Raw genomic sequence first — 17,331 nt, 5'->3', positions numbered from 1 at the left:
ATCCAATTCAGCTTGAAGTCTTTTTACGCTGTCTCCAGCCATTCATAAATGCGGTCTAACTGCTCCAGGGTCACCAGGCCATACTGCCACAGCACCATGGGTAAAGGATGATGGGCAGAGGTATTACTCCGATGGCGTTCCATCACAGAAATAGATTCCCCAGGGATAGCCAGTTCTTCTTGCAGGAAGTGAATAAATTTTGAGTAGGTGATCGGCGTCATATATGGTTTTGCGCTCCATAACTTATGGAAATTTCACTAATACTTAGCGGTGAGGGAGAGGAGGATATGCGTTGACTGGGGTGAGGGGAAAATTGAAATTATCCTAAAGGACTTTGAGACAAACAAACATTATCTTAAAGGTGAATTTTTGATAAGTCTGTAGTAGAGATCACAAGGGGTTAGATTTCGCCTAGGGAGATGGGAACTCAGTGAAAAAAAGGTGACCCACGCTCTGCTCATCAATACTCCAGCCTTTATAAGTTTCCCCGATTATAGGGAGTGTTTTTCCCTTGTGGTGTGCTGTTTCTGTTTTTGCAACCCCAGATTGGTTAGGATAAAAAGAACCAAATTTCACCGGCAAACCTAGAGGCCCTATTTAGGTCGATGGTGAACGAAAAAGTGGAACTGATAAGGTTAAGGCCCATATCCTACTGTGCTTTTTTGCATTAAGCAAGAATCTTAATATCTTTTTCGGTTTGTTTGCGGTAGCGGGGATTTGCTTCACTGAACTTAATACTCAAGCGCCCCAGGCGAGCAACCCGATAAAATAACTCCCCAGAGACTTTCACAAGGCGATAGCCTATGAGCGATACGATTTTTGGCAAAATTATTCGGCGAGAGATTCCGGCGGATATTGTCTATGAGGACGATCTAGCCCTGGCTTTCCGTGATGTCAACCCCCAAGCCCCTGTGCATATCTTGGTGATTCCCAAAAAGCCAATTCCCATGCTGACAGCGGCCGATGATACAGATCAAGCGCTTTTGGGTCATTTATTATTGACCGTTAAAAAGATTGCCCGCCAGGAAAACCTCGATAAAGGCTACCGTGTCGTGATTAATACCGGTGAAGATGGGGGCCAAACGGTGTTCCATCTCCATCTGCATCTCCTCGGAGATCGCCCCCTAGCTTGGCCTCCTGGCTAAATCCTTGTAGCGTAAACCCCAGGCTTTTATTCCCTTGAGGTAGCGGCCCATGTCCTTTGACCCTTCTGCGCCCCCTTTCCAAACCCACACAGCGTCCCAACCCCGCACCATCACCCACACAGACAGGGCTTTCTATTATTTCGCCTATGGGTCTTGTATGTGTCCCGTCGATTTGGCCCGCACCATCGAGGAGGATGCCCACCAATTTGTTGTGGGTCGGGGCATTTTACAGAATTATCGTCTGGCGTTTAATCGTCTTTCTCCTAAACGCAAAAGCTGTGGTGTTTTGGATGTGGTGCCCCACGCAGGCAGTCATGTGGAAGGCGTTCTCTACCATTTGCCCTGGCGAGTCAGTGAAAAGCTCGATCTGCGGGAGGAAGTCCCCACCAATGGTTATCGCCAAACCCAGGTGACTGTTGAATGCCAAGGCCAGCGGTTCCCCTCGGTGCGTACCTACGTCGTCGTCAATAAAACGCCCCAGGAAGTTCCCCCAGACGATTGGTATTTTTATATTGTGATGCGGGGGGCAATGACCGCTGGCCTTTCCCGCGACTATTCTTGGCGATTGTTTAACCACATGAAACGTCTCCAACGGGGTCAGACCCTTTAAAATTTTTGATGCTGTGTGCTTAGGAAGAAGGATTGATATTTTATGGTTGCCCCTAAACAAGAAGAACTCCCCACAACGGCGATCGCCCGTTCCCCGGCCTTACATGCCACCAGTGAACCCTGGTTTGACTATCCAATTACGGTTTATCCCCATCACACCGATTATGCTGGCGTCGTTTGGCACGGCACTTACATTAAATGGCTAGAGGAAGCCCGGATCGCCTGTCTCCAATCCATTGGCCTTGACTACGCCGATCTGGTTCAACTGGGTTGCGAATTACCCGTGATCGCCCTATCAACCCGCTACCATAGTTTTCTGAAGATGGGGATGACCGCGATTATCAAAACCCGCATGCAAGAAATGAAAGGCGTCCGCATGGAGTGGGACTACCGCATTGAATCCCCAGACGGGCAAGAACTGTACTTCACCGGTCAAGTGACCCTGGTTAGCGTTGACCGAGAAAAAGGCAAAATCATGCGCCAATTGCCACCCGCCGTGGAAGAAGTCTTCAAGAAAATTCGTGGGATTTAAGGCCATTTCTGCCGATAATAGACAGTCTATGCTGGACTAACAGACAAAATTTTGACGTTTATCGAAAATCACTATGAGTAATATTATTCGCGTAGGTGTCCTGGGCTTTGGGGGCCTCGGTCAAGCTGCAGCCCGATTACTAGCTCCAAAATCAGAAATGCGCCTCGTCGCCGCTGCTGACCATAAAGGTTATATCTATAATCCTGAAGGCCTTGATACCCAAGCCTGCATCAGCACCTACAACCAGCAGGGTTCTGTGGGTCATGTGCCAGAATATGGCGTCCTCAGTCAAAACAGTATTGCCGATCTGATCGCTAATGCTCAAGTGGATGGTTTTTTCCTCGCTCTGCCGAACTTGCCCAACACGTTTATGGCTGATGTGACCCGGCAATTTATTGCTTCTGGTTGGCAAGGGGTGTTAGTGGATGCCCTGAAGCGCACCAGTGCGATGGAACAAATCCTCTCCCTCAAGGACGAGGTGAAAAACGCAGGTATTACCTACATGACGGGTTGCGGCGCGACGCCTGGTTTGTTGACGGCGGCGGCGGCGATCGCGGCCCAAAGCTATGCAGAGGTTCACAGCGTTAAAATCACCTTCGGGGTGGGTATTGCGAACTGGGAAGCTTACCGGGCGACCATCCGGGAAGATATTGCCCACATGCCTGGCTATGATGTGGACAAAGCGCGGGCCATGAGCGATGCAGAGGTTGAAGCCCTGTTGGATGAAACCAATGGCATTATTTCCCTCGAAAATATGGAACATGCCGATGATCTCATGCTGGAATTGGCCGGGATTTGTTCCCGTGATCAAGTTAGTGTCGGCGGTGTGGTAGATACGCGCAATCCGAAAAAACCCCTCAGCACCAATGTGCAATTGACGGGCCGTACCTTTGAAGGCAAGATTGCAACCCATACGTTCACCCTTGGGGATGAAACTAGCATGGCCGCCAATGTTTGTGGCCCCGCTTTCGGTTACCTCAAAACGGGGGTTTGGTTGCAAAAGCAAGGTTTAACAGGCATCTTCACGGCGGCGGATATGATGCCCCAATTTGTGAAGTAGTTTCGCTTGGAGAATGACATTCCCACAAATCCTCCTGGGTCAGGGGGATTTTTTTGCTTAGCTTAACAGCGGGGAAGCCCCGCGTTGTATGTGAAATATCAACGTCGGGATGAGGAGCGAGCGACTGACCAGCGGGAAGCAGCAAACTCCTAGTTAAGCGTCTTAGAAAAAGTGTACGATTTCCCTAAGTCTTACTATGGTACAGGTATGATTAACCTGACTTACGAGTACAGAGTCTATCCGACTGCCGACCAAGCCATCAAAATGGATGAATGGTTGGACACGTGCAAGCGCGTCTATAACTACGCCTTAGCTGAACGTCGTGATTGGATTCAGTCCCGTAAGTGCCCGATTAATGCTTGCAGTATTCAGCGGGAATTTATTTACCCAATGGATTCAGAAAAGCCGACCTATTACAGTCAAAAGCGCAATTTGACCGCCGCAAGGAAAACTAATTCTTTTCTCAAGCGGTGCATTCTCAAGTGCTTCAGGATGTGATGGGCAGGCTGGAAAAGGCGTTTAATGCATTGTGGAATAGTGGGTTCGGATTCCCACGGTTTAAGAAGCGTTTTCGCAGCTTTAGCTTCCCGCAGTTGGGCAAAAACCCAATTGGTGACAATCAAATTAAGTTGCCTGTATTTGGTTGGGTTAAGACCGTGATGCACCGCCCGCTCCCTGATGGGTTTGAGGTGAAGCAAGCACGGGTAGTTAAACGCGCTTCTGGTTGGTATATCCAGCTAGTTATCCAAAGCGACGTAAAGATTCCAGATCCCCCGATTGGTGGTTATGCCATTGGGATTGATGTGGGGTTAAGTCATTTTGTTGCGACATCAGAAGGCGAGTTGATTGGGAGACCCCGATTCTTTGTGGATGCACAACACAGGCTGAAAGTGCTGAACCGTGCCGTTGCCAGAAAGCAGAAAGGTTCAAAGAACCAGCAAAAAGCTCGTCAACGAGTCGCCAGATTCTATGAACGAATTGCGAACCGACGCAAAGATTTTCACCGTAAGTTAGCCCATCATCTCTGCGACCAAGCAGAGATGATATTTGCGGAGGAGTTGAACCTAAAAGGACTGGCAAAAGGAATGCTGGGGAAGCATTGTCTGGATGCTGGTTGGGGGCAGTTCCTCGAGACATTGAGATGGGTCTGCTTTAAGCGTGGTGTGCATTTCCAAAAGGTTGCTGCTAATGGCACGAGTCAGGAATGCCCATCCTGTGGTGTAGCGGTGAAAAAAGACTTGTCCATGCGTCGGCATGAATGCCCAGAATGTGGCTACACCACCAATCGAGATGTGGCCAGTGGTCAAGTAATTCGCAATCGTGGACTAGCTAGCACTGAGCATGTTGCTGAGCTTGTCGAAGCATGTCGAAGTGTAGCGGTTGGACAGACCGTTCAATCCTGTGGAGCTACGCCCAGTAGGGAGGCTTTGAAGCAGGAATTTCTTAAAGCGATTTAAGAAGCCCGCGCTGTAATCTTTGATTCAGCGTCGGGAGTATGTCACGGAAGACTCAGGATTGCTTTTTGGATTCGGGCACGGATTGCGGCTTCTGGTTCTGTGGTGAGAAATTCGGTGAGTTTGTTTTTGATGACGATTTTTCTAGCTTCTGGAATGGCTTGCGACAAACCCTCTAGTCCGGCGATCGCCCCATAGCGAACCACCCATTCTCCATCTTCAAGGGCCAGGAATAGACAATCACAGACTTTTTGCTGCTGCACTTCTCGCTCAGAATCTGGCACTTTATGCCATTGAATATTCCCTAACCCTTTGGCCGCAGAGCGCCGCACACTAAAGGCAAAATCCTTATTCGCCGCCTCAATTAGCAGGTCTAAAGCTCTGGGATCACCAATTCCGGCAAAGATCCGCAGCATCCATGCCCGCGCTCCGTAGTTATAGCCATCGACATTTTCGAGGAGGTAGGGCACAACGGCCTCGCCAATATTGATCAGACCATTGACCGCCGCGACGGCCGCCCCCGGATTATTAAATTTCAGCACTTCTACCAGAGTTGGAATGGCTTGTTCATCTTTTGTTGCGGCGAGTTGGGCCACATTTTTGACCAGGTCTTGGGCTGAAGTGGGGTTGTTAACGGCACGAATTAAAACGTCGACGGTCATGGGTTCAGAAATTAGCGATCGCAAAAAATGTAGGGATTTGGTTTATGAGGTTCCTAGAGCAGACTATCCATTAATTCGAGCAATTGTAAACCGTCCGCATCGAGGGTTTCGGCGGTCCGTTGTAAATGGGATTCGAGAATGCCCTTGAGGGAAATTAACTTTAAGCTATTTTCGGCATAGGCTTTGGCGATCGCCTGACCCGCCGGAACATAGCCGATAGCACCCAAATCTAACAGCGCAGACCGTCGTAACTGTAGCTGGTTACCATTCAAGGCTTCCATTAACTGTTCAGCGTAATGGGCTTCTTGGGTCAGTTGATATAAGGCCCGTAGTGCTGCGTAGCGAATTTTTGCGAATTCATGATCTAAAAATGGCTCAATCTCGGCGATCGCCGCCGTGGCACCAATCGTCCCTAACGCCTCAATCACCGCTTCATAGGGCTGCACTAAATGGGGTTTGCCCTCAGCCTTGACTGCCGCTGCAACCCCTCCTGCAAGTAGCGCTTGTAACGCAGGAATTGCCTGCCGATCTCCCAACATCTCCAACGATTGGGCCGCCGACTCCCGCACATAATAATCAGGACTTTCTAAACTCTCAATTAACGGTTGCACCGCTGCCAGATTGCCCAGCTTGCCCAACGCCTTTGCTGCGTTTCGACGTAGAGGATAACCTCCATCCGGCGACCGATCCGTCTCATCTTTTAACGCTGCTAGCAACGCATTTACGGCCCGCTCATCCTGCACCCGGAACTTGCCAAACCACCAAGCCGCATAATAGCGTTTACCTGTATCTTCCGTTTGTTGGATATTGGCGATCGCCTCCTCTAGGGTCCAGGCCTCAGCCATCTGCCAGTCCGACATAAATTCTCCTTTAAATAGCCCCCACAACAAGTCGGAGCAACAGCACTAAAACCAAAGCACTGCTACCCCGTCTAGAAAAAATATTCAAAACAACAATGTTATTAAGCTTATTCAGCGACAGAAAGAAACAACAAAATTATTCCTCGTCAGAAGCAGTCGCACCCGTATAAGGTTTAATCGAAACAATCTTGCCGCCTAGACGCAAAATCCGTTGCATCTCTTGATTCATCCGAGCATAGGGCACATTGATAAAAACACTACCACTGCGACGAAAGGCGTATTCTTGATTGTCTGTTTCTTCTGTTTGGCGCAGCCCTTGCACTTCGTAGGTAAAAACACGCGAAGCCGCTTCCGTTCCATTCGCAAATTGACTCAACATGGTTCTTTCTTGGAACTCCGTAAAAGATTTATGTACAATAAACGCTTAAGGTAAAGTCGCCAAAACCAGGCACAAAATCGAGAAGCTTAGACCCCCTCTCAAATTTTGTCCCTGATTTTCATCAATTACCCACTCCGGTAACAACTCAGAGATCACGCGAAAACGAGACCTCTAACCTTTACTGGCCAGCAGGTGAAATACTGGCGACTCTACCGCCCATCCGCTGAATTTCTTGCAGCTTCTGAGACAGACGAGATACCGGTACGAAGAAAACGCGACTGCTACGGCGAATCCGAGGATAACGGGGCGTAGACAACGCAGCAACTTCAACCCGGACAACCTGGTCATCCGCACTTAAGCCAGTGGAACCACCAAGGGATTGACCAGGATGATAATCATCAGCCGCAGACCGGAAAGCCCAACCTTCGTTAACACCAGAAGGCCCAACCACCGCAGAAGTAGTATTACGAGCGAGCTCTTGGGCTAAGCGAGAAGCATTCCCCGCAATCTGAGCGCGATCGCTGTTGGCATAACCCCGTTGTAGACTAAACATCCGGGTAAAACCAACGGTACGATGTCCAGTTTGAACAACATAACTACGGATGTAGGGCACAATGTTGTCCCCGAAGTTTTCCGTATATTCAGCGCTATCAATGTAAGAATTGATATCAGCTTCAAACCCTTCATTTTGATAGCGATCGAGGTGCTCAATCACCTCTGCTTCATCGTAGGGGGCCCGACCCAACAAGTGCTTGAAGTTCAGTTCAATCACACGGGTTTGGAAATTGTTGTATAAAAACTTTTCTTTATATAGCTCAGACTGGGCCACAGCACGGACAAAATCCCGCACAGAAATAAACCCATTCGTGAACAAAGATTCCGCAGCTGTTAAACGCTCAGAAGACATGACATAGTCATTGCCTAAAACCTGGCGATAAACGGCGCGGATGACGGTTTGTGCATCATCTCGAGAATAGTTAGCGCGCAGTTCGACGGGTGATTGGTCAAACGCAGCGGTTCCCAAGCGAGAGGCAGCGACAGTAACTGGCATTTGCCTAATACTCCTTGTTAAACCAATGTTTTTAGATAGAGCAAGACCCGGAGAAGTAAGTAGAACCCAACACTTAAGCTGAAAACCACTTACCCATCCGGGCCTAGACTAAGCAAAATTAGCTGAGGGCGTTAATTGCGTAGTCGATGTAGTTGTTAGTTTCAGTAGCAGCATCGCCAGTCAAACCATGGTTTGCTTTGATGTGCTTGAGAGCTTCAACATACCAGCTGGGAGAAAGATCGAAAGTACGGTTGATTTCGTCAACACCAGCGATGAGGTACTCATCCATGGGGCCAGTACCACCAGCAACTAGGCAGTAGGTAACCATGCGGAGGTAGTAACCGATGTCACGAGCACACTTGTCTTTACCGCGCTGGTCAGCAGCGAAGTTGTTGCCAGGAGTGCTGGTGGTGTAGGGGAACTTGCTGTAAACCGCTTGAGCAGCACCATTAACGAGGGTGTCAGCTTTTGCAGTCAACGTTTGAGCCGCTTCAAGGGCGAAAGCACCTTGACGAAGACGACCATAGAGGTACTGGAGCTCAGTGTTGCTGAGGAAACGGCCTTGAGAATCAGCGAGTGCTACTGCTTCGGTAAGAGGGGTTTTCATTGTCAGATTATCTCCCTATGGATTATCAATAATTTTCTTTAAAAGAGCGTCTTACGGTATCGGTAAGACTTAAAACGAAAAATGTCAGAGTTGAATTAAAAAAGATTATTCAACAGCTTTTGCAGCAGTTTCGAAGTAGAGTTCGATTTCCTGTTGGAGAGAGCTGCAGTCACCGGAAGTTACACCAGCGGGATCCATAACAATCGCTACAGCAGCTTTACCCATTGCACGTACACCAGCAGCAACGGAAGCACCGGGAACACCAAGCGCAACGTAGGTTTCACGGAGGCCATTGAGGCAGCGGTCGTTGAGTACAGACGCATCACCAGTGAAGGTTGCGTAGGTTACATAACGGAGGATGATTTCCATGTCGCGAAGACAAGCAGCCATGCGACGGTTGGTGTAAGCATTTCCACCGGGAGCGATGAGTTGGGGCTGGTCAGCGAAGAGTTGACGAGCAGCGTTAGTAACGATGGAAGACGCATTGTTGGTCATGCGGCTTACGGCATCAGAACGCTTGGTACCTTCGGCAACAACTTTTTTGAGAGCTTCGAGCTTGTCGCTAGAAATGAACTCACCTCGGGCATCAGCCTGAGAAACAACCCGGGTAAAAATATCAAACATGTTTTTATCTCCTACTTATATTTTGATGAGTGGGATTTATTTTGTGCGGTTTGCTTACTAACAAGAGTGAAGCAAGTGCTGAGGGGCTCTCTTGCTGAAAACAAAATCCTAGAGTCGATAAAAGGTTTTGTTTTCGAGTTGGAAACTTAATCCCCAAAGCCAATTAAGAGTGTCAGCTATTTTTGCTTGTTTTTCACCTTGGCATTTAAGAAACTTTACATTCATTGAATTTCTCAGATTCTTAAAGTTGCCAGATAAAGTTCATGCTAGTTCCTTGGAACCTATGGGGTTTCTAAGGAGTACTGCGAGTGACTCTTAATCTTAGGTAAATGTTATACAACGTCTGCCGGCATTTAAACATTACATCTTGTAAAAAGATCTGTCATAAAACTTCATGTTTATAGGCGATCGCCGCTAATTTTCTCAGGGAGTGCTTGGGCTAGACAGAAGAAGAGTAGGGCATTTGCAAGGTTGAGCAGAGCCGTTTTTAAGTGGACTCCCCCTAAGGTTAGATCTCTGAATTTCCAAAATTTCGCAGAAAATCAACTCAAGAAACCAAGCGGAAAGACCGGATTAATGAGTCGATATACTCAGGGACTTTCTGCTCTAGGTCAGACTTTTTGAGCGGCTCAAGTATTGATTGGGTAACGTAACAAAATGTGAACTCACATAAAAAACCTCCCTTGGGTAAGGAAGGTTAGGAAAAATTTCTTTAGATTGTTTTAAGGATTTCCTGGGAGGATTTATCCTTCGGTTTCGGAACCAGTGGCAGTCCCTCGGAAGATAACATCGGACTCTTTAACAAAGCCGCTGTAAGCTTCCATGCCGTGCTCACCAATGTCGAGACCCCGGAGTTCCTCGTCTTTTTCGACGCGAATTCCACCAAGGACTGCCGATAGGGCATACCAAACAATAAAGCTAAAGGCGACGGTAAAGCCACCAATGGAAAGAATTCCGACGATTTGGGCAATCAGCTGTTGGATGCCACCGCCAGTGAATAAACCCCCATCCATCTTGAACAGACCAACGGCAAGAGTTCCCCAGATACCGCAGACGAGGTGTACAGAGGTCGCACCAACGGGGTCATCGATTTTAATAGCATCGAAGAAGGCCACAGAGAAGACGACGAGTACACCGGCGATCGCCCCGATGATCACAGCAGAAAAGAAACTGACGCCATCACAACCGGCTGTAATCCCAACGAGACCAGCCAAAATACCGTTAATAATCATAGACAGGTCTGGCTTCCCATCTTTGATCCAAGAGGTTGCGGTTGCGGTGATTCCCCCAGCTGCAGCCGAAAGGTTTGTAGTGATTGCGATGTAAGGCACCGCAGCATCTGCTGCCAATTGAGAACCGGGGTTAAAACCAAACCAGCCAATCCAAAGAATTAGACAGCCTAAGGTCGCAATACTCATGTTGTGACCAGGAATGGCGTGGACTTGACCATCACGGTATTTGCCGAGGCGAGGCCCGACTACTGCAGCACCCACAAGGGCAGCCCAACCACCAACGGAGTGAACAATGGTTGAACCAGCAAAATCATGGAAACCAAATAAAGCAGCCCCTTCTTCATCCACACCGAGGAAAGGAAGTGCAGACAGCCATTCGCCATCCCACTGCCAGTGACCTGTAATGGGATAGGAAATCGCCACTAAAAGGAAGCTGAAAATCAAGAAAGCGTCGAATTTAATCCTCTCAGCGACAGCCCCAGAGACGATGGTGGCAGCGGTGGCGGCGAAGGCAACCTGGAACAGGAAGGAGACACTTTCCGGTACGAACTGAAGAATTTGAACTGTTTCACCATCAATAACTTCTTCGATGTACCATTCACTACCATCTCCACTGTAGGGAATACTACTACCGTTGAAGAAAAAGCCCTTCAGACCGATAAAAGTATTTCCATCGCCATACATAAAGGCATAACCAACCGCCCAATAAGCAATGGTGGCAACGGCGAAGACAATCAAGTTCTTGGAGAGGATATTGACCGCATTTTTTTGACGACAAAAACCAGCTTCAAGCATTCCGAACCCTGCATTCATGAAAATAACAAGGACGGACGCAATCAACAGGAAGATCGTGTCTAGGATAATTTGGACTTGACCTGCGGCATCGACGGCGTCGGATTGTGCCATTGCTGCAGTTCCCCAGACGACGGTGATAATCGCCGCTAAGGGAATACAGGCAAGCCAGGCAGGGGAGAAGTGACGGGAGAGCTGACGGGCAAAGCGAAGCACCACACTGTTATCTGTTGTGTGGGGAGACCGCATGTCTTCCCGTGCCCATCCACGTTGTTGAAAAGTTGACTTAGGCATTAGTTTGAGATGTTGTTTAGGCATTCACTCAATGGAATAACACAGGCAAAATTCGCTAATGGTAGCAGAAGTAACCTTTTGAAAAGCCATCAACGAAAGTTGCCGAAAAATCATCTATGGTCTGAAGCTGCACCAAGCTCGGTCTGGCACCTAAGGGCCTTAAAGTTTTCATGGTGATGGGATTTGGGGTTTTCACCATTGAGGACTTGCTGACATTTATTCAGAGCAAAGATGTTTTCAAAAAATCAAATCCCAACGCAAGTTTAAGGACTGATTGCGGTTATTCTAAGGCACCCTGGTTTTTAAAATGTTTACCACTAACATTCTGTATAAAATGATACGCTTCAGACAGATTAAAGGGAGAATTAGAATAGCTCTAACCCTTACGACACAGGCTTTTTGGAAGGTCTGTTCTAAGACTGCTGCAATTTACCAAACGGGGTCACTGAAGAGATGGATGGTGATTTCAGGGCGATCGCCAGGGATGCCACTAATGCAAGCACAGAGATTTGTACCATCGTCTAATTCCACTTCGCAAGCATGGCATGAGCCCATCAAGCAGCCTGTGGGGATCGCCACCCCAGCCCGCCGTGCCACTTCGATCATCGGTTCCCCTGCGGTGGCGGTGACGGTAACATCATTGGGCATAAAGTGAACGGCGATCGCGGACATAAAAGCGTAAAACTCCAGGAGTTGAAGACAATAAACTAAACTAGGAAATTCCCACTAACCACAGGCGACAAGAATTCCAACGGAAAACATTTTAGGGACCGTTACTGCGTAAAATGATAATCCGTTATAATGGCTCCCTGCATTGGGATGCTTTCCACAAAGCCATCAGAGCCACTCATTTTAACAAAAATAAGCTTTAAGAAAATTTGCGACAAGGAGAAAACGTTTGGTGACTACAGCCTTAAACACAACCAAATCCGAAGAGATTTTTAGTGCCGCCCAAAAGCTGATGCCTGGTGGTGTTAGCTCCCCGGTGCGGGCCTTTAAATCCGTTGGCGGACAGCCCATTGTTTTTGATCGCGTCAAAGGCTCCCGCGTTTGGGACGTCGATGGCAACGAGTACATTGACTATGTGGGCACTTGGGGGCCAGCCATCTGCGGCCATGCCAATGATGAAGTTAATGCAGCACTCCGGGAAACCCTCGAAAAAGGAACAAGCTTTGGTGCCCCTTGCCTCAAAGAAAATATCTTGGCTGAAATGGTGATCAATGCAGTTCCCAGCATTGAAATGGTGCGCTTTGTGAATTCCGGTACGGAAGCTTGCATGTCGGTGTTACGTTTGATGCGAGCTTTCACGGGGCGAGAAAAAATCATCAAATTTGAAGGTTGCTACCACGGCCATGCTGATATGTTCCTGGTGCAGGCCGGATCTGGAGTGGCAACCCTCGGTTTACCTGATTCTCCTGGTGTGCCCAAAACCACCACCGCCGCCACATTGACTGCCCCTTATAATGACCTTGAAGCGGTCAAAAAATTATTCGCAGAAAATCCCGGTGAAATTGCCGGGGTGATCCTAGAGCCTGTGGTCGGTAATTCTGGGTTTGTGCTTCCCGATGCCGGTTTCCTCGAAGGATTGCGGGAAATTACCAAAGAACATGACGCCTTACTGGTTTTTGATGAGGTGATGACAGGCTTCCGAATTTCCTATGGTGGTGCCCAAGAAAAATTTGGCGTGACCCCAGATCTCACCACCCTGGGTAAAGTAATTGGTGGCGGGCTACCTGTGGGAGCCTATGGTGGCCGCAAAGACATTATGTCCATGGTGGCTCCGGCGGGGCCGATGTACCAGGCAGGCACCCTCTCAGGGAACCCCTTGGCGATGACAGCGGGCATTAAAACCCTTGAATTACTCCAACGTCCTGGTATGTACGGGCAATTGGAAACCATCACGAAAAAGTTAATTGATGGCTTGTTGAGCATTGCCCGGGAAGCGGGTCATGAAGTCACGGGTGGTAACATCAGTGGTATGTTCGGCATGTTTTTCACGGGAGAACCTGTCCGTAATTACGAAGATGCGAAGAAATCGGACTTACACAAGTTCAGCCGCTATCACCGTGGGATGTTGGAACAGGGAATTTATCTTGCCCCCTCTCAGTTTGAGGCTGGTTTTACCTCCCTTGCCCACACTGATGAAGATATTGAAAAAACCTTGGCCGCAGCTAAAGTGGTCTTGAATAATCTCTAAAGCCTAAATTTCGGTTCTATTTTTGAGATATAGTGTTCCCTCTTTCTGTCACGAAAGGGGGAATTTTTCTGGGAATCGCGGGGGGATGAATCCGCTACAATTGCTTAAAAATTCTGTTTTCGGGGGTTTATGAGCCAAGGGAAACCAAATCCATCGCCTGAGGGGACTGAGCTTGAGGGAAAGTCTCCCGAATCTGAATTAACAACGGCCTCGGAGCAGGCGGGATCTCAACCGATAAAAATTCCACCACCCCGTTCGGATTTGGCGGCACGGCACTTTTATCTGCGCAAAATTGATCCTGGTAGTCCTTGGCTCATTTCAACGGCGATCGCCGTGACGGCATTGGGTTTGTTTAGTCATTGGCCTTGGCTCGGACTATCAGGCACCCTCGTCACCCTCTTACTCTCGTTACGGATTATTTTGCCTTCCCTGAAAAATTGGCTAGGGACTTTTTTGACCCCCGAAGAACGGCGTACCCTCATTGGTGTGGTGGCCTTTTTGGTGGCGATCGCCAGTTTGTTGAGATTTCTCGGTTTCTATCGATTGGTAGGCCATTGGCTCAACCAGATTGTCTGGGATGAATTTGGCTCCTGGGCGGACTGGGTAGGGGCTTTGGGGCAAATTATGATCGCTGTGCTGGCCGTTTATGTCGCCTGGGAACAATACGTGATCTCCCGTGATTTGACCATCCAACAAAACCGCATTACCCAGCAGCAAACCATTGACACCTATTTCCAAGGGATTTCTGACCTCGCCCTGAACGAAGAAGGACTTTTGGAAGACTGGCCCCAAGAAAGGGCGATCGCCGAAGGGAGAACCGCCGCCATTTTGAGTAGTGTCGATGCTGGTGGGAAAGCAAAAATTCTGCGATTTCTTTCCCAATCCCGATTTTTGACCCCCCTGAAGCGGGATGGTCGTTTGGGGCGTGCGATCCTCGATGGCACGGGTAGCTATGCCGAAGACAGAGAATGGGGCGTCCGCGTGATCGATTTAGGGGTAATGCTGGCAGGGGCAAATCTCGCTAACATGGATCTGCGCTGGACAGAGCTCAGTGAAGCCAATTTAGTCCGGGCGAACTTACAAAACTGCGACCTAGTCCGGGCAAATCTTTCTCGCACCATTTTGGTGGATGCGAATCTGCGGCTGGCGGACGTGAAAGGCACAATTTTCTTTTATGGCCCCTTTGAAACGGCGAGTCCCCGCATTAAAGCAAAGTCACCCAACTACCGCACTGGCGAATATACGGGGGCCGTGGTGGAAAATGTTGACTTTACAAACGTAAAGCGCATGGGAGAAGAGCTACGTTACTATTGCTGTGCTTGGTGCGGTGAAAAAAGTCGGGCCACGGTTCCTGGGGGCTGCGAGGGAATTCCAAATAAGTTGGGCCGTTAAATTAGCCGTAAAAGTAACTGTCTAACTCGTTTCAGCTTTAACCCAGAGGGCTAAACCACCACCACGACCACGGGCCGCAATGACATCGGGGGAGACGTAAAAGTAACTGAAAAAGGCCTGTTTCCCAATGGTTGTTGCGTAGAAATCTTGCCTGGCCGTTTCACCGCCCCGGATTTGGCCTCGATAAAGCCTCAATCCCCCCAAGCTTACGGTGAGTTGGGTAAAGTCGAAGGCGAGTAACCGTTTTTGAGTCTGAAATTTCACCGGGCCAGTTAAGGATAAATGCAATGGCCCCAAGTGAACTTTGTTGGTAACGCTGCCCTGCTGCCAGGGCGTTGTTGAGTCTTGCTCTGTCTGGGCAGCATAGGCGATCGCCACCGTGACCCACTGGGGTAAATAGCGCCCCTGACCCAGCACTTTTCCCGCTTGTTTTTGGGCTTTTTTGGTGCCCGTAATAAAGGTGAGCTGCCAGGTACCTAAGAGAGACACAAAAGGATAAGTCCGCTTCTCCCATTTTGCTGTTTTTTCTAGGCCAAGCAACTGTGCCGTGAGGGCCTCTGGGGTGGGTCGCCGCTGCGAATTCAAAAGAACAGCACGGGTCAAAATGTCGGCTTGGACAGTCATAAAAAAAGAGGATTCATCCTTGGTATATGGTTTTCCGGTGAAAATTTATCCAGTGAAAATTTAGCTGTGGTAGTCACAACCATTGGCGCTAGATTTTCCAGGGCGGCGATCGCCATAAAAATTATTTTAAGAAATTGACTAAGGTCTGGAGTTTGTCCCAAGCTGCCCCGCTAGCCATTACCGTTTGAGCTTTTTGAACGCCTGCGAGATGATCCCCCCAGGGCACCACTTCCGCCACCTGGAGTGCCAACCCCGCATTCAAAGCCACCGCATCTCGTTGGGCCTGGGTTCCTTTCCCCTGGAGAATATTCGTTAAAATCTCCTGGTTTACAGGCACATCGCCGCCCTTCAACGCTTGCAAGGAAACAGGCGTTAAACCCAGAGCAACTGGATCTAAAACGCTAGTTGTGACTGCACCACCATTCACAAGGGCCAAATCCGTTTTATCCCCAAGGCCCGCTTCATCTAAGCCTTCCCGACCATGGAGCACCATCGCCTTAGGGGTTCCCAGTTGATTGAGCGCTTGGGCCATCCGTTCAATAAACTGCGAATCATAAACACCAATAATCTGGCCTGTGGGCTGGAGGGGATTGACCAACGGCCCCAACAGATTAAACACCGTACGAATCTTGAGTTCGCGACGGATCGGGGCCACATTTTTCATCGCCGGATGCCAGCCAGGGGCAAACAGGAACGTAATGCCCACCGCATCAAGGGCCCCATGGACTTTTTCCGTAGGAGCACCAAGGTTAACCCCCAGGGCTTCTAAGACATCCGCTGAGCCGACTTTGCTCGAAGCTGAGCGATTACCATGTTTGGCAACTTTCACCCCAGCGGCTGCCGTCACGAAGGCCACCGCCGTCGAAATATTAAAGGTAGAAGAACCATCTCCCCCGGTGCCGCAGGTATCAATCACCGGTTGCCCATGGCTTAACAGCTGTTGTTGCCGGGATTGGGCTTTGAGAACTTGGGCCATCCCCGTCAGCTCATCAGCCGAAACTCCCTTTGTTTGTAGCGCCGCAAGTATAGCTCCAGATAGGGCTGGAGAAATCGCCTCTTGTAGCCAACCTTCCATGAGTTGAGAGGCTTGGGTTTGGCTTAGGGATTCGCCATTGATGAGTTGTTGGAGGAGAGCAGACCAATTTGGAGTTGTCATAGATTCGAGGCAAACGTGCTAGAGAGGTTTTCCAAAAACTCTATCGGATTTCCTCCCTTTCCGAGAATCTTTTAGAATATCCTTTGGAAAAATTTTGTTAAATGTCAGGCGAGTTGAGGGTTATGAAGGTTTTAGCGCGCATTGTTGTTTTAGGTTTCGTCATTTTCGGGCTTTGTTGGGGGACACCGGCTTACGGGGCCAGTCCTGCGGCTACATCTCGGTCGGCGATCGACAGTGAAGATCTCGCCGGCAGCAATTTTGCGGGGCAAAACCTCCAAGGGGTTGAATTTTCCCAGGTGAATCTTACCAACGCAGATTTAAGCGGCAGTGATCTCCGGGGGGCTGTTTTTAACAGTACGTTACTGGAAACGACCAACCTCCACGGGGCCGATTTTACCAATGGCATCGCCTATCTCTCTAAGTTTACTGGGGCCGATTTGACCGATGCGATTTTTGTGGAGGCGATTCTCCTGCGATCTACCTTTGAGAATGCCAAGATTGATGGCGCAGATTTCAGTTTTGCCGTGTTAGACGGGCCACAACAGAAGAAGCTCTGTGCGGTGGCTACAGGGGTTAATCCAGTAACAGGGATTGCCACGGCTGACTCTTTGGGCTGTTAATCAAAGCCTGAACATTCGATTTTTATGGGGATGAACAGGGG

At 49.1% G+C, this 17,331-nt stretch carries 21 protein-coding genes; 9 read left to right on the top strand and 12 right to left on the bottom strand.

Features of this window, described 5'->3' with window-relative positions; genetic code table 11:
* Nucleotides 1-23: 23 nt before the first annotated feature.
* Both AACQ84_RS11205 and AACQ84_RS11200 read right to left on the bottom strand, forming a co-directional pair.
* Nucleotides 24-221 (bottom strand): DUF2949 domain-containing protein, encoded by a 198-nt coding sequence (locus tag AACQ84_RS11205; protein WP_012307821.1) that lies wholly within the window; start codon nt 219-221, stop codon nt 24-26.
* 446 nt (nt 222-667) lie between these two features.
* Nucleotides 668-790, bottom strand: coding sequence for a hypothetical protein (locus AACQ84_RS11200; RefSeq protein WP_254903494.1), 123 nt, complete (start codon nt 788-790; stop codon nt 668-670).
* Nucleotides 791-803: 13 nt separating this feature from the next.
* On the opposite strand from AACQ84_RS11200, the gene AACQ84_RS11195 reads away from it, so the two are divergent.
* From AACQ84_RS11195 to AACQ84_RS11170, 6 genes are all read left to right on the top strand, one after another.
* Entirely contained in the window at nt 804-1,145 is a 342-nt protein-coding gene (locus AACQ84_RS11195) for a histidine triad nucleotide-binding protein (protein ID WP_012307820.1), read from the top strand.
* Between the two features lie 49 nt (nt 1,146-1,194).
* Nucleotides 1,195-1,755, top strand: coding sequence for a gamma-glutamylcyclotransferase family protein (locus tag AACQ84_RS11190; RefSeq protein WP_041443592.1), 561 nt, complete (start codon nt 1,195-1,197; stop codon nt 1,753-1,755).
* A gap of 42 nt (nt 1,756-1,797) precedes the next feature.
* Nucleotides 1,798-2,286, top strand: coding sequence for an acyl-CoA thioesterase (locus tag AACQ84_RS11185; protein WP_012307817.1), 489 nt, complete (start codon nt 1,798-1,800; stop codon nt 2,284-2,286).
* A 73-nt stretch (nt 2,287-2,359) separates the two neighbouring features.
* Nucleotides 2,360-3,346 (top strand): (S)-8-amino-7-oxononanoate synthase BioU, encoded by a 987-nt coding sequence (bioU, locus tag AACQ84_RS11180; protein ID WP_012307816.1) that lies wholly within the window; start codon nt 2,360-2,362, stop codon nt 3,344-3,346.
* Nucleotides 3,347-3,553: 207 nt separating this feature from the next.
* Entirely contained in the window at nt 3,554-3,844 is a 291-nt protein-coding gene (locus tag AACQ84_RS11175; RefSeq protein WP_049761747.1) for a helix-turn-helix domain-containing protein, read from the top strand.
* Nucleotides 3,817-4,803, top strand: coding sequence for an RNA-guided endonuclease InsQ/TnpB family protein (locus AACQ84_RS11170; RefSeq protein WP_200807235.1), 987 nt, complete (start codon nt 3,817-3,819; stop codon nt 4,801-4,803). The genes AACQ84_RS11175 and AACQ84_RS11170 overlap by 28 nt, the downstream gene beginning before the upstream one ends.
* 41 nt (nt 4,804-4,844) lie before the next feature.
* Here the strand turns inward: AACQ84_RS11170 and AACQ84_RS11165 are convergent, their stop codons facing one another.
* The 8 genes from AACQ84_RS11165 to AACQ84_RS11130 all read right to left on the bottom strand — a co-directional run bounded on the left by AACQ84_RS11165 (nt 4,845) and on the right by AACQ84_RS11130 (nt 11,973).
* Complete coding sequence (locus tag AACQ84_RS11165) at nt 4,845-5,462, bottom strand: HEAT repeat domain-containing protein (protein ID WP_041443591.1); 618 nt, start codon at nt 5,460-5,462, stop codon at nt 4,845-4,847.
* Nucleotides 5,463-5,515: 53 nt separating this feature from the next.
* Nucleotides 5,516-6,322, bottom strand: coding sequence for a HEAT repeat domain-containing protein (locus tag AACQ84_RS11160; protein WP_012307812.1), 807 nt, complete (start codon nt 6,320-6,322; stop codon nt 5,516-5,518).
* Nucleotides 6,323-6,458: 136 nt separating this feature from the next.
* Complete coding sequence (locus AACQ84_RS11155) at nt 6,459-6,701, bottom strand: phycobilisome linker polypeptide (protein WP_012307811.1); 243 nt, start codon at nt 6,699-6,701, stop codon at nt 6,459-6,461.
* Nucleotides 6,702-6,879: 178 nt separating this feature from the next.
* Complete coding sequence (locus tag AACQ84_RS11150; protein ID WP_012307810.1) at nt 6,880-7,752, bottom strand: phycobilisome linker polypeptide; 873 nt, start codon at nt 7,750-7,752, stop codon at nt 6,880-6,882.
* 118 nt (nt 7,753-7,870) lie between these two features.
* Complete coding sequence (cpcA, locus tag AACQ84_RS11145) at nt 7,871-8,359, bottom strand: phycocyanin subunit alpha (protein WP_012307809.1); 489 nt, start codon at nt 8,357-8,359, stop codon at nt 7,871-7,873.
* A 105-nt stretch (nt 8,360-8,464) separates the two neighbouring features.
* Nucleotides 8,465-8,983: a phycocyanin subunit beta gene (locus tag AACQ84_RS11140; protein WP_012307808.1), complete on the bottom strand. Its 519-nt coding sequence runs from the start codon at nt 8,981-8,983 to the stop codon at nt 8,465-8,467.
* A gap of 743 nt (nt 8,984-9,726) precedes the next feature.
* On the bottom strand, nt 9,727-11,256 hold the full coding sequence (locus AACQ84_RS11135) for an ammonium transporter (protein ID WP_041443948.1): 1,530 nt from the start codon (nt 11,254-11,256) through the stop codon (nt 9,727-9,729).
* A 474-nt stretch (nt 11,257-11,730) separates the two neighbouring features.
* A complete protein-coding gene (locus AACQ84_RS11130) occupies nt 11,731-11,973 on the bottom strand; it encodes a 2Fe-2S iron-sulfur cluster-binding protein (RefSeq protein WP_012307806.1) in 243 nt (80 codons plus the stop codon).
* Between the two features lie 226 nt (nt 11,974-12,199).
* On the opposite strand from AACQ84_RS11130, the gene hemL reads away from it, so the two are divergent.
* Both hemL and AACQ84_RS11120 read left to right on the top strand, forming a co-directional pair.
* Nucleotides 12,200-13,498 (top strand): glutamate-1-semialdehyde 2,1-aminomutase, encoded by a 1,299-nt coding sequence (gene hemL / locus AACQ84_RS11125; RefSeq protein WP_012307805.1) that lies wholly within the window; start codon nt 12,200-12,202, stop codon nt 13,496-13,498.
* 129 nt (nt 13,499-13,627) lie between these two features.
* Entirely contained in the window at nt 13,628-14,890 is a 1,263-nt protein-coding gene (locus tag AACQ84_RS11120; protein WP_012307804.1) for a pentapeptide repeat-containing protein, read from the top strand.
* 21 nt (nt 14,891-14,911) lie between these two features.
* Here the strand turns inward: AACQ84_RS11120 and AACQ84_RS11115 are convergent, their stop codons facing one another.
* Nucleotides 14,912-15,514 carry a hypothetical protein gene (locus AACQ84_RS11115; RefSeq protein ID WP_012307803.1) on the bottom strand — a complete coding sequence of 201 codons (603 nt, stop codon included), beginning with the start codon at nt 15,512-15,514 and terminating at the stop codon, nt 14,912-14,914.
* Nucleotides 15,515-15,635: 121 nt separating this feature from the next.
* On the bottom strand, nt 15,636-16,670 hold the full coding sequence (gene trpD / locus AACQ84_RS11110; RefSeq protein ID WP_012307802.1) for an anthranilate phosphoribosyltransferase: 1,035 nt from the start codon (nt 16,668-16,670) through the stop codon (nt 15,636-15,638).
* A gap of 122 nt (nt 16,671-16,792) precedes the next feature.
* On the opposite strand from trpD, the gene AACQ84_RS11105 reads away from it, so the two are divergent.
* Entirely contained in the window at nt 16,793-17,290 is a 498-nt protein-coding gene (locus tag AACQ84_RS11105; RefSeq protein ID WP_012307801.1) for a pentapeptide repeat-containing protein, read from the top strand.
* Nucleotides 17,291-17,331: the final 41 nt, after the last annotated feature.

Source organism: Picosynechococcus sp. PCC 7002, assembly GCF_963860125.1.
Lineage (GTDB): Bacteria > Cyanobacteriota > Cyanobacteriia > Cyanobacteriales > MRBY01 > MRBY01.
This window is presented reverse-complemented; position numbering and strand designations above follow the sequence as displayed.